Annotated in this window: 7 protein-coding genes; 1 reads left to right on the forward strand and 6 read right to left on the reverse strand. The window is 35.6% G+C overall.

Annotated features, from left to right (window positions below):
• Positions 1-198 precede the first annotated feature (198 nt).
• The 6 genes from ACNQGH_RS01215 to ACNQGH_RS01240 all read right to left on the reverse strand — a co-directional run bounded on the left by ACNQGH_RS01215 (position 199) and on the right by ACNQGH_RS01240 (position 11,363).
• The gene (locus ACNQGH_RS01215; RefSeq protein ID WP_417954155.1) at positions 199-4,287 is read right to left on the reverse strand and encodes an Ig-like domain-containing protein; all 4,089 of its coding nucleotides are present in this window, start codon (positions 4,285-4,287) and stop codon (positions 199-201) included.
• 581 nt (positions 4,288-4,868) lie between these two features.
• Positions 4,869-7,139, reverse strand: coding sequence for a cation:proton antiporter (locus ACNQGH_RS01220; RefSeq protein WP_417954156.1), 2,271 nt, complete (start codon positions 7,137-7,139; stop codon positions 4,869-4,871).
• Positions 7,140-7,262: 123 nt separating this feature from the next.
• Complete coding sequence (locus tag ACNQGH_RS01225; RefSeq protein ID WP_417954157.1) at positions 7,263-7,982, reverse strand: LytR/AlgR family response regulator transcription factor; 720 nt, start codon at positions 7,980-7,982, stop codon at positions 7,263-7,265.
• The gene (locus ACNQGH_RS01230) at positions 7,945-8,688 is read right to left on the reverse strand and encodes a sensor histidine kinase (RefSeq protein WP_417954407.1); all 744 of its coding nucleotides are present in this window, start codon (positions 8,686-8,688) and stop codon (positions 7,945-7,947) included. The genes ACNQGH_RS01225 and ACNQGH_RS01230 overlap by 38 nt, the downstream gene beginning before the upstream one ends.
• Positions 8,689-8,761: 73 nt before the next feature.
• Positions 8,762-9,091, reverse strand: coding sequence for a DMT family transporter (locus ACNQGH_RS01235; protein WP_417954158.1), 330 nt, complete (start codon positions 9,089-9,091; stop codon positions 8,762-8,764).
• Between the two features lies 1 nt (position 9,092).
• On the reverse strand, positions 9,093-11,363 hold the full coding sequence (locus tag ACNQGH_RS01240) for a cation:proton antiporter domain-containing protein (RefSeq protein WP_417954159.1): 2,271 nt from the start codon (positions 11,361-11,363) through the stop codon (positions 9,093-9,095).
• Between the two features lie 197 nt (positions 11,364-11,560).
• Between ACNQGH_RS01240 and ACNQGH_RS01245 the strand changes: the two genes are divergently transcribed.
• A complete protein-coding gene (locus ACNQGH_RS01245; RefSeq protein ID WP_417954160.1) occupies positions 11,561-13,933 on the forward strand; it encodes an efflux RND transporter permease subunit in 2,373 nt (790 codons plus the stop codon).
• Positions 13,934-14,187 lie beyond the last annotated feature (254 nt).

Raw genomic sequence — 14,187 nt, forward strand, 5'->3', positions numbered from 1 at the left:
TTTTGCTTTTTTACGGGAATATGATTTTTGAGAAATGCTAATTCCAACGTCTTAAGGAATTTTATTCACAATAGACCTGGGATGAATGAGCAGCAACAGCATAAATGCCATTAATTTTATTTATTAATTAAAAAAAATCCCATCCTGAAATAAGCAGAATGAGATTTTTTAATGAATTATCAAAATTAACCAAATGTTCTAATAAATAACTTTTTTAGAAATTATCTCACCCGTAGTTAAAGTTACTTTTACGATTACCGTTTGTTTCTTTAAAGTAAAATTTGAGATATTAAATTCATTGTTTTCTATTGCTTCTTTATCAAACACTTTTCTTCCAAGCAAATCAAAAACAGTAATCCTTTTTATAATTTCAAGTTCTGATTTTATTTTTAATTCATTTTTATCTTTTGAAACCAATACCGTATGATCCAATGTTTCAAAACTACCCATTGCTAAATTTTTATTGGTATTGATGTATCGCAGTACAAAACGATCGTTAAAAACACCCGCTTCTGTTAAGAAACTATATGCTCCCCCTTTTAGATTTTTTATAGTATTAGTATTCTTATCTTCAATAAAAACATCCTGAGACGCTAGTAATCCATCTGCCTCATCAATAGCTATTGAAAAAGCACCTTTAATAGTAGTACTATAGCCCAAAGGCACCTGATCATTTTCATCGAAAGGCAATGCTCTTCCTTGTATTGTTAAATTTTTATCTTCATTGACACTATAAAAATCAACAAAATCATTCCCATCAACACTCTCCCCGTCAAAAGCATTATCATATTTGTTAGTGGCGTTTGCAACATAGCCAACCAAGGTTTGTTTGAACGCCCCTTGATCATTCGTCAAATTAAGCCAAACACGATTCTTTGCAATTGCATTTGTTGTTTTCGAATTTTTAGTCATCTTGAAAAACTGGGAGTTATTTACACCCGAAGTCCCGCCAGCAAGACGCATACTATTATTAAAAACAGCATTACCAGCAGCTATACCCGTTGCAAGAAAACTTTGCCCCGAAGCAATTTTACCGGAAGGTTTATTAGATGTTTGTTCAACAAGACCTCCTATAAAGTTACCAGATCCGGTTCCAATTCCGCCCGTAAGATTGTAAGCTGCATAATCATCGGATGAGTAAGCATAAATACCAGTTCCGGGATTGCTAACTCCAATTCCGATTTCTGTGTGGTGTGTCCAGAAATAAAGGGTTCCGTCCAATACCCCACTATTTGCTGTTAAAAATAAATCTGCATCTAAAGCGGATGGATAAGGATTACCTATAAGATTTGTAGTCTCGTTTCCTGCAAATGGAATTGAAATAGAAACATTTCCATTGTTTGGCACTCCTATAAAAGGAGCTTCATAAAATCCCGGAGGCGGTGTTGTCGTATAATGTGGCCCTCTAATAATATAACCAATACCTATTGACATAACATTAGCTGGATCCTCGTGATGCCAATCATCTGCAACTGCATCAAATGAATAAAAGAAACTTGAAGGGGTTTTAGTGGAAACATTTTTCAATATTTGCGCTGCCACCGGTGAAGACCAATAGGTATAATCAGTCTCTCTACTTGTAGAATTGCTTCTCTTATAAGTTATGTTCCCTGTATTTATAGCATTACCATTAATTTGTACCAAACTTGCATTATTCTCGAATGTCAAAGATCCCCCAGAAACAGTTACTTCGTTGGTTAAGGTCAAAGTATGCGCTGAATTAATAACAACAACTCCTGAATTTACCTGACAAGAGCAACCAACTAGATCAGCAGTGGATGAAAAATCTCCATTAAAAATGATTTTATCCGCACTTGTCGGAGCACTCGGCAGCCATGAACTTCCATTCCATGTTGAAGTAATTGAGGCCGGGTTTATTACTACATTGGCAGAGGCTTGAGAGGTACATCCCCCAGTAGTAGTCACTGTAAAATTATATATTGTTCCCGGACTTAAACCTGTAACGACAACAGTAGTTGAGTTTCCAGATAATGCTCCCGGATTTATCGTCCAATTTCCTGCCGGCAAACCGCTCAGGACAACACTCCCAGTTACTACAGAACAATTAGGTTGTGTAATATCCCCGAATACAAATATTGGGGCTGATGGCAGCGTGTTTACCGTTACGGATTGTTGAGCCGCTATTGTTCCTCCACAGCTTCCTGTTATTGTATAAATAATAGTACAAGTTCCTGCAGATACTCCTGTTACTAATCCTGAAGCATTAACGGTTGCTACTGCGCTGTTACTACTACTCCAAGCCCCTGTTCCACCGCTCAAAACTACTGTGTTACTTGTATAAGTTGCCGTGCTTCCAATGCATAGTGAACTTGTCCCTGTTACTGAGGCTATACTGGCATTAGGACTGACTGTTACTGATTGTTGAGCAACTTTTGTACCCCCACAGCCTCCTGTTATTGTATAAATAATGGCACAAGTTCCTGCAGCTACTCCTGTTACTAATCCTGAAGCATTAACGGTTGCTACTGCGTTGTTACTACTACTCCAAGTTCCTGCTCCACCGCTCAAAACTACTGCATTAGTTGTATAAGTTGCTGTTCCTGCAACACATAATGATGTTGTTCCTGTTACTGAAGCTATACTGGCATTTGGACTGATTATTACCGATTGTTGGGCAACTTTTGTTCCTCCACAGCCTCCCGTTATTGTATAAATAATGGCACAGGTCCCTGCAGCTACTCCTGTTACTAATCCTGAAGCATTAACGGTTGCTACCGCGCTATCACTACTACTCCAAGCCCCTGTTCCACCGCTCAAAACTACTGTGTTAGTTGTATAAGTTGCCGTGCTTCCAATGCATAGTGAATTTGTCCCTGTTACTGAGGCTATACTGGTATTTGGATTGACTGTTACTGACTGTTGAGCAACTTTTGTACCCCCACAGCCTCCTGCTATTGTATAAATAATAGTGCAAGTTCCTGCAGCTACTCCTGTCACTAATCCTGAAGCATTAACGGTTGCTACAGCGCTGTCACTACTACTCCAAGCCCCTGTTCCACCGCTCAAAACTACTGTATTAGTAGTATAAGTTGTCGTGCTTCCAATGCATAGTGAACTTGTCCCTGTTACTGAAGCTATACTGGCATTTGGATTTACTTTTATAGTTCCCGTAGCATTCACAGCGCTACACCCTCCTGTTAATGGAATGGCATAGCTAAAAGTACCCGATACAGTTGGTGTTCCACTGATGGTTATCGTATTTGACGCCCACGTTGCCGATACACCTGTAGGCAAACCGTTTGCTCCAGAAACTCCGTTATTTGATATACCTGTTGCTTCAGTGGTTGTATGCGTTATACTATTCAATACAGTATTAACACACAATGTTGGTGTTGAAGAAGCTGCCCCAGATGTATTCGCAGCTGTCACCGCTAATACCCCGTAATTTCCATATTTAGAGCAACTGTTCCATGTTACCTGAGCTCTATATTTATATTTATCCATCACAACACTAACATTGCTAAGGGTCAAAGTTGCATTTGTTCCTCCAGAAATAGAATTCCAACCGGAACCATCATTCTTATTAACTTGCCATTGGTACGCTGAAGGAACTCCCGAAGGTGTTGGCGAAGAAAATGTAATTGCAAATACCGCACTAGCTCCTGAACAAGCACTAATATTGGCAGTAGTCCCCATAAATGGACAACTTCCTCCATAAATAACCTCATTCATCAAAGCCGCCAATGTAGCGTCTGTTGCTACAGTACCCGGTGGTTTCTCATCTGCATTTCCAGTGACAGTAACAGAGGCATTCGGATTAACAGGATAAACAATTCCACTACCGCTACCACCAATAACCCCTGACACATTTCCCCCAACTATTACATCCCCATTATTTTGTAAAATTGTACTAGCGGTAATCAAATTGCCTCCTATTATAACGGTACTTTTCCAAAAATTAGCATTCCCTTGATTTGTAAAATCGCCATAAACTTTAATTGTTGCACTGTCACTATTACCTCTACCGGCATTAAAATTAGCGCCACTGTCAATAGCAACATTTCCATAAACCGTTAAGGTTATGCCATTCTCTACAGTTAATATTCCAGTCCCTAAAACACTTATATTATTTGCAAAAGCATTTGCAGTAACAGTAACTGTTTTTCCAGATGGAATTATTACATTATCGGCTGATGTAGGGACCCCATTTGGAGTCCAATTAGCAGCAACATTCCAATTTCCAGATGTCGCATTATATGTTTTTTGAGCAAAAACAACAGTTTGAACTAAAACTAAAAAAAGAGTAAGGAGTAATTTTTTGATCATCTATATTTTTGTGGTATTTAAATAAATTCTATGCTGCGCTTATGCCTTTCTAAATGAAAAAACTTACATTAAAAAACAAATAAAAAAAAACAAATTTTAACCACATAATAAACTCGTTCATATGTCTATTTATCTGTTGTGCGACAGTTTTTTACATACTTTTATAAATCTCAAGAATGTGACCCTAAAAAACAACACTAATTTTTTAATTATTATTTTTTCGCACCACAATGATTTGAAATTTAGCAAGATGCATTTCAAAACAGAATATAAAGAGATTATTTAGCTCAAAAACGACCTTTTGAAGCAGCATTTGCAGATGTTCCATTAATCCATTCAGGCAATTTGGCACCGACTACAAGACTTTAGGTAAAGACCTTTTGAATGGAAAACAGAACGCAATCAGATTTTAAAGGATTGAGAATAAGTGAATTTTGACGTTACTGACCCAATCAACTTCCTAAATTTAAGGACAGTATTGTTACAAAAATAGATTAGGCACTTAGGACTTGAACTAAAACAAAAAAGCCCTGCATATTTCTTAAAAACGCAGGGCTTTACTTGTTTCAGTTTAACAATTATTATGGTTTAATAATCAAAACTGATGGCGTATTATTGAGCCAAATACTGTGAGAATCCAACAATTTTTTCCAGCTTTCTAAACTGATAATCATCAAATCCTGATGCTCTAAAAACTCTTTTTTAATCGTTCGTTCCTGCATCATCATAATGTGATTGGGAGCTATTTGTTCTATGGAACGAATTCCTTCTTGGATTTTTCGATTATTTCTTATGTGCCCAACGGCATCCAAAACTGTAATTTGAGAACCATTATTGTGAATCAATTTTTGGGCAAATTCAATCAAAAAGGCATCCTCATCACCAAAAATAGGCATAAAGACCTGATTTATTTCCTTTAATTCTTTGTCGACAAGAATTCCGACTGGCATTTTGCTTTTGGCAATAATTTGTCTTGTTCGCTCGTCGAAAGGAGAATTTTCAAACAAGCCTTCTTTTCCTGTAAATTTATCAATCAGGCGATCCGGATTGATGATTCTTGTCGTAAAACCAAGTACTTTACCCAGCAGTGTTCCTTCAAAAATAGATTGTCCTAAACCTACCAATAACAAGTCATATTCACCATGATTAGCTGTATCAATTATATCCGAATCAATATCATTTGACGCTTTGAAAAGAGTAATGATTTTTTGATTTAGATTTTCTGATTCAGAAATAATCGGTAAAAACATTTCTCGTTCATAATCTTTCACATCAAAGGAATGCAACTCTGAACTTAATGACAAATGCATTGCAGTAACAACCGTATTCCCACTTTGTTTTTTGACTAAACTATTGGCAACGTTCAATAGTGTTTTTCCTTTTTCAGCTGTGGCAAAAGAAATCAAAACTTTATATTTACTTTTATTGCTAATTTCTTCCGGGATAATGCTGCTTTTGGTCTTAAATATATAATTAATGAAATCCAAAGCCGGACCGGTCATAAAGGTGGTTGCCAATGCCATAATAACCATCATGGTAAAAATTTGAGTTGACAAAACACCTAAGTCATACCCAATATTCAGCACTACCAATTCCATCAAACCTCTTGTATTCATTAATGTCCCAATGGACAGACTGTCTTTCCAATTATGACCTACAAACTTTGCCGCAAGGGCACTACCAAAAAATTTTCCGACTACTGCAACCAAAATAATCAAGCCTGTAATTTTCCATAAATAAGGGTCGTCGATTAACCCTATTTGGGTCCTTAAACCTGTAAAAACAAAGAACAAAGGAAGTAAGATTACAACTGAAACATCTTCTACTTTTTCGATAAAAATAGTGCGGAATTTATTGTTTTCCGGCATGATTGCCCCAGCCAAAAATGCTCCGAACAAAGCATGAATCCCTATTAACTCAGATGCATAAGAAGACAACAATAATGTCAAAAAGAAAATAGCCACAACGGGTTTGTTTAGACTTTCTCTGGTAGAATTCAAATCACCGACTCTTTTTAGAAAAGGCCTAACCATTTTTAACATCACAACTACATAGATTATAGCTAATGCAATAACATACAAGGAACTCATAAAAGAACCCGCTTTTACAATGGCAATTACTGCTGCCAGAATACACCACGCAGTGATATCATCGGCAGCGGCACAGGTAATTACAATTGCCCCTAATTTAGTTTTATGAATCCCACGTTCCCGAACAATTCCTGCCAAAACCGGAAATGCAGTAATGCTCATGGCGATTCCTAAGAACAATCCAAAAGAAAGGAATTCAACACCTGGAGGAGCAAAAGAATGATAAATAAAATAAGCAAGCCCTAAACCTAAAGTAAACGGAATAATAATACTGGCATGACTGATAACAACAGCATCATGCGCTTTATTTTTAAGCACTTTTAAATCCAATTCCATCCCAATAACGAACATGAAAAGGATTAACCCAATTTGGCTCAGAAACTGCAAGTTACCTAACGAATCCTTTGGAAATAGCATTGCCGAAAATTCGGGAAAATACATCCCGATTAAAGAGGGCCCTAAAACAATCCCTGCTATCATCTCCCCTATTACTGTTGGCTGCCCAATTCTTCTGCAAACCCATCCAAAAAATCGAGCCACCAAAATAATAGTGACAATTTGCGCCAGAAGAATGGCTAAAGGGTGTTGTAAATTATGGTTCATCGACATTGTAAAATCATTCCAATGTCCGTTTTCTATTTGGTGAGAAACAATGTTTTGCCCTATTTCCAGCGTTTTCCCTTTTAGAATAATCCAATACATCAAAGCAGATGACCCGCCAATAATTATCAAATAAAAAAACGAATTTTTAATACTTCGCATACTACCTCTTTTTAAATTATCATTCATTCACGATGCAAATATGGGAAGTGATTATGGAGAAATAAAAAGAAACACAGGGTAATTTCTTTTGGATGTAACAAGATTGGAAAACTTTGTAATAAGTTAGATTTTCACTTTTATTAAAAAATCAGAACGATAGGTTTCACTCAAAATTAGTGTAGTAAATTTTCCGTTTTGTTCTTGATGGCTCAGCGTAATTTCATTGTGATTAAAAAATTTCACAGCCATCAAAGCTATAACTTCCTTTTTATTCACTCTACAAAAATCAACCTTTGGAAGCTGACTTAAAAGCGACTCAAAATTAATGTTTTTTAAAATCAGGGAACTACCATCGACAAGAAACACTTCTTTATCTCTGCTGTCAGTCACAGCAGTTTTGATGTATTGAATCTGATCAAAATACAACAATGCCTTCCCTTTGTCAGTATTCAAATGAATGAATTTTTTAGTGACCGAAGGCTTGTTAAATCGTTCTAAAGCCTTTGCAACTGCTTTTTGCAAACGCTCTTTTGTAACTGGTTTTGTAATATAATCAACAGCATCAATTTCAAATGCTTCGGCAGCATAATTTTTATAGGCAGTGGTAAAAATAACTAATTTATTTTGTAGTAAACTCGCAAGAGTCAACCCATCAATTGCTGGCATTTCGATATCTGAAATACACAAATCGAAATCGAGTTTTGGAATTTCAGCCAGTAAATTTTTTGGATTATTGAATGCTTTTACGATTTCCAATTCTGGGATTTGCTCACAAAGCATTTTCAGGTAAGTCAGTCCTGGTAATTCATCGTCCAGCAGCAAGCATTTGAGTTTTGTATTCAAGAAGATTGATTTTTAAGTGCGCAATATAAATGTCATTTTCAACAAATTTATCTAGTTTGAACTGATTTTTGTATATAATTTTCAACCTTTGCTCTAAAGTAGTGGCTCCAATGCCGCTTCGTTCTTTTTTCAATGTCTTTTTATCTGAAATTTTATTCGAAACTGTCAAATAGAAACAATTGTCTTTGAATTCAAATAAAACCGAGATAAAAGCGTCAGCGCTTTGCAAGTCAGCATGCTTAAAAGCATTTTCTATTAAATCTATTGAAATTAAAGGTGCCAAAAGTCGTTGTTCATAGAGCATTTCGCCTTCATTGATTTTGGTTTTTACTTTCAATTCAAAAAGCGGACTGACTTTAATTTTATTGATTTCTATTAAATTCAATGCAAATTCGATTTCTTCTTTTGGAGAAACAAACTTTTTTTGGCTTTCATATAAAATATAATCCAGCACATTCGCCAATTTATCCAACGCAAAATAGGTTTGGTAAGCATGCGACTGAATTGAATTGAGAATGTTTTTAAAAAGGTGAGGATTGAGCTTGGATTCCAATGTCTCCAACTGTAAATTATTCACTTTCATTTCCAGCAAATGAAACTTTTCCTCTACACTCTCTTTTGCTTTTCCAGATTGGATTAATCGATAAACAAGATAGCAGAGTGCAATTGCCAGTGTCAGAATAATAGCCAAAAACATATAAATCATACCGTTGTTTTCTTGAATTTGGTTCATATTTTAAGTTTAAAATACTTTAAAAAAGTAAAATCATTTTTCGCATTTAATGATTCGACACGAATTTCAACCCAATAATCGAAGCTATTAAAGTAGTGATAAAGAAAACCCTCCAAAAATCAGCTGGTTCTTTAAAAACAAAAATTCCAATCAAAACAGTTCCTACTGCGCCAATTCCGGTCCAAACCGCATAAGCAGTTCCTATAGGCAATGTTTGCGTGGCTTTATACAGCAATACCATGCTGATGGTCAGACAAACTAAAAATCCACCCAGCCATATTGCAGCGGTAACGCCTGAACTTTCTTTGGCTTTGCCTAAACAAGTAGCAAAACCCACTTCAAAAAGACCACCAATAATCAATAAAATCCAATTCATCTTAGTGTTTTAAAATCAAAACAGATGGAACTCCTCTCAGCCATACACTTCTTGAATCCACAAGAGTTTTCCAATTTTCGTGACTAATAATCATTAAGTCTTCGTTCGACAAAAACTCCTCTTTAACAATCTTGTCTTGCATCAAAGTGATGTTTTTAGGATATTTTTGTTCCAAAGAATTTATGGCACTTTTGATCACAAAATTGGACTCAATATTTTCATTTACATCCAAAATAATTATTTTGGAATTGTTATTGTAAATTAATTTTTGGGCGTAATCCAATAAAAATGAATCTTCAGAACTAAAAATCGGAAGAAAAACTTCGTCCACTTTTTGCAAATCCTTATCGATCAAAATCCCAATAGGCATCTTGGTTTTAGAAATAATTTGTCTGGTTCTTTCGTCAAAAGGAGAATTTTCAAACAATCCTTCTTTTCCGGTAAACTTATCAATCAATCGATCCGGATTAATTATTCTTGTCGTAAAACCAATTACTTTTCCGAGAATAGTACCCTCAAAAATTGATTTTCCTAAACCTATAAGTAACAAATCGTAATCTCCTTGATTCGCAATATCAGCAATATCCGTTTCTATGTCAATAGTCGCTTTAAAAATGGTAGTGATTTCCTGTTTTAATATTTTAGATTCTTCAACAATCGGAATAAAACTATTTTTCTCTTTATCCTCCATATTAAATTGGTGCATTTCATCACTCAAAGACAAATGCATAACCGTAATGGTGGATGTTTCTTTTGTTTTCTTTATTAAACTGTTGGCCAGTCGTAAAAGCGACTTCCCTTTTTCATTATTTCCGAACGAAATTAATATTCGGAATTTATTGTGGTTTGTTTCTTCTTCGGTATCAACACCGTCCTTGGTATTAAAAATGTAATTGATTAAATCCAAAGCAGGGCCAGTCATAAAAGTAGTCACCAATGCCATAATAACCATCATCGTAAAAACTTCGGGAGTCAACACTTTAAGTTCTAATCCGATGTTCAATACAATTAATTCCATCAATCCCCTGGTATTCATCAAGGCACCAATAGTTAAACTATCACGCCAACTCTGACCTACAAATTTGGCGGCCAAAGCACTTCCTAAAAATTTCCCGACCACCGCAACTAAAATAATAAACGCAGTTACTTTCCATAAATAAGGATCATTGATCAGTCCTATTTCGGTTTTTAGACCCGTGAAAACAAAAAACAAAGGCAATAGCAGGATTAAGGCTACATCCTCGACTTTTTCAATAAATATCGTTCTGAATTTTGACACATCCGGCATAATAGCGCCCGTCATAAAAGCGCCAAAAAGTGCATGAATACCAATCACTTCAGTAGCATAAGAAGAAAGGATAAGCGTCAAAAAAAAGATCGCAACAACAGGTTTTACAATACTGTCTTTAGTTCCATATAAATCCCCGATTCTTTTCAGGAATGGCTTTACAATAAAAAGCATTACAACGACATAAATTAATGCCAACGAAATGATGTATAACGAACTAACAAAAGTCCCTGCTTTTACAATCGCAATGACCACCGCCAGAATACACCAGGCTGTGATATCATCGGCAGCAGCACAGGTTATAACGATGGCGCCTAATCTGGTTTTATGAATTCCTCTTTCCTGAACGATTCTTGCCAAAACAGGAAAAGCAGTTATACTCATGGCAATTCCCATAAACAAACTAAACGAAAGAAATTTTACGCCTTCGGGAGCAAATCTATTGTAAACGAAGTAAGCCAACCCGATTCCAAGTGCAAAAGGAATAACAATACTGGCGTGACTAATTACTACAGCCTCATTCGCTTTGTTTTTTAACACTTTCAAATCAAGTTCCATGCCTATTACGAACATGAAAAGTATCAGTCCTATTTGGCTTAAAAATTTTAAATTTCCCAACGATTCCACCGGAAATAATGCAGCTGAAAATTCAGGAAAATAAATGCCCAATAAAGAGGGGCCAAGAACAATACCTGCAATAATCTCTCCTATTACCGATGGCTGACCTATTTTTCTAAAGACCCATCCAAAAAAACGGGCTACTAGAATTATTGTTATAATTTGAGCTAATAGTATCGCTAAAGGGTCTTGGAAACTGTGTTGCATAGAAGCTGTAAAATCATTCCAAGAGCCATTTTCAATTGTAGAAATACTGATTTTTTTACTTCCTTCTAAATGTTTCCCTTTTTTAATAATCCAATACATTAAAGCTGTGAAACCTCCGGTTACACCGAAATAAAATAATGCATTTTTGTATTTTTTCATATTTATTTTTATGTGGACATACTCCTCTTTTAAAAATGCAAAGATGAGAAAATCAAATATATAATTTATATCTCATAAATTATATTAATGTAAAATAAAAAACGAAGGATTGTCCCCGCACTAACATAAAAAGTTTGCTTTAAACTTTATGATTTATAACTGTTTTCATTACATTTGCATGCATTTTTAAATCATCTATGAAAAAGAAAATAACAGTAGGATTTTGGGAATCAATCGCCCGAATTGTACTTAAAAATAGAATCGTAATACTAGGCGTTATTCTTGCCCTAACCGTTTTTCTGGCATTGCAATGGAAAAACCTGGGCATGACCTATACCGAAGCCAATTTACTTCCTAAAAAACATATTGTAAATCAGCAATATCAAGACTTCCTGGACAAGTTTGGCGAAGAAGGCAATTTGATTGTTATAGGCTTCAAAGACAACGCTTTTTTCACGCCTAAAGCTTTTGCTGCTTGGAATGAATTGATGACTGGCTTAAAAAATTCCAAAGAAGTGGAACTGGTTGTTTCGTTGAACGACTTAAAAAAATTAGAGAAAAACGAAGCTGCCGAAAAATTTGAATTGGTTCCATTAATCGACCAAACTCAAATTGTAAACCCAACTTATTTACAGAAGATAAAAAGCGAGCTCTTTAATAATTTACCTTTTTACGAAGGATTATTATTCAATAAGCAATCAGGGAGTATTCGTTCAGCAGTTTATTTAAACAAGAAAATTGTCAATACAGCAGGAAGAAAGACTTTCATTATTGAGAATCTTGTTCCAAAAATCGAAAAATTCGAAAAAACAACCGGAATCGACCTTCGCGTTTCGGGAATGCCATACATCCGAACGATAAATGCTGAAAACATGAAAGGCGAAATTGGTCTTTTCATTGGTGCGGCGTTGTTCATTACTTCTTTAATATTCTTTTTATTTTTCCGTTCGTTTCGGGCGACTTTTATTTCAATTTGCATTTTGCTTTTTGGAGTAATGTGGTCTTTTGGAACACTGGGATTGTTTCATTACAAAATCACAATTTTAACGGCTATTATTCCTCCATTGATTATTGTTATTGGGATTACAAACTGTATTTTCCTGATTAATAAATACCAGCAGGAAATAAAAATTCATCAGAATCAAGCCAAAGCACTACAACGTGTAATTTCAAAAATTGGGGTTTCTACGCTGATGACGAATTTAACAACGGCTGCCGGTTTTGCTACCTTTATGATTACAGGCAACGATTTACTTTTTGAATTTGGATTAGTAACTTCCATCAACGTGATCTCCGTATATCTGTTGACGCTGGTTGTTGTACCGATTGTTTACAGCTTTATGCCTTTGCCGAAGGAAAAACACTTGTATCACCTGAGCAAAACCTACATTTCGACTTTGTTGGATTGGGTAGAAAATATTGTGAAATACAAACGGAAAATTATTTATATCATCTATGCGTTATTACTCATATTTAGTGTAATCGGAGTTTCACAGATGAAAGTCTCGGGAAGTTTGATTGGCGAAATGCCAAAAAGCGCTTCTTTCTTTAAAGATATTATTTTTTTCGAAAAGGAATTCAACGGTGTTATGCCATTGGAAATTATGATTAATACCAAACGTAAAAAAGGTGTTATGAAATTATCTACAATGAAAAAAATGGACGAGTTGCAAGAAACTATTGCTACAATTCCAGAATTATCAAAACCTATTTCTATTGTAAACCTGGTTAAATATTCCAAGCAGGCGTATTACAACGGCAATCCGGAATATTATGAATTACCTACTTCACAAGAACAGGCATTCATCCTTTCGTACGCAAAAAATGCCACTAAAAACACGAAGGAAAACTTGATGAAAAGCTATGTTGATTCTACTGGACAATATGCCAGAATCACCACCTTCATGAAGGACATTGGCACCAAAGAAATGGCAAAAGTAGAACATCAGTTGCGACAAAAAATCGACAAAGTTTTTCCAAAAGACCGCTACGAAGTGACACTTACCGGAAAAGCGTTGGTTTTCCAAAAAGGAACTTCTTACTTAATTGACAACCTGATCGAGTCCTTGATTTTTGCTATTTTCCTCATAGCGCTATTGATGGCCTATTTATTTAGATCAGGCAAAATGGTAATGGCGTCCGTAATCACTAATGTTTTACCGCTTTGCATCACCTCGGGATTGATGGGTTACTTTGGTATTCCGTTGAAGCCATCTACAATATTGGTTTTCAGTATTGCTTTCGGGATTTCGGTGGATAATGCGATTCAGTTTATGGCAAAATACCGTCACGATTTACTGCAAAACAACGGAAAAGTCAAAAAATCAGTATTCAGTGCGTTGAGAGAAACGGGAATCAGTACGTTTTACACCTCGATTGTATTAATTTTTGGATTTGCAATTTTCACGCTTTCCAGCTTTAGCGGTACCATTGCACTTGGCGGTTTAATCTCTTGTACTTTATTATTTGCCATGTTTGCCAACTTATTGGTTTTACCTGCATTGGTATTGACATTTGAGAAGAAAAGAGCCAAAAAAGAAGATCTAATAGAAGCCGAATTAGTGAATTAGTCTTTTTATCTGGAGCTGTTTTCCAACATTGATGACATTTTTTTCCCTCGTTTCAAAACGTGGAAAAAGCATTTTCGCTGCCATCGAGGCTAAGGAATTGTAATAATTACAAATTACCTACCTTTCTATTGTGCCGTTAGACACATTGACAGCAATCTCAAGCAATCCGGCATTTGTGTCCCGTCGGAAAATAAATAGCACATATAGTCCCTGACGGGATAAAACAAAAGAATCATATGTTTTTTCTGCCAATA

Origin of the sequence: Flavobacterium kochi (assembly GCF_048286715.1) — a bacterium.
In the GTDB taxonomy this organism is placed as follows: domain Bacteria; phylum Bacteroidota; class Bacteroidia; order Flavobacteriales; family Flavobacteriaceae; genus Flavobacterium.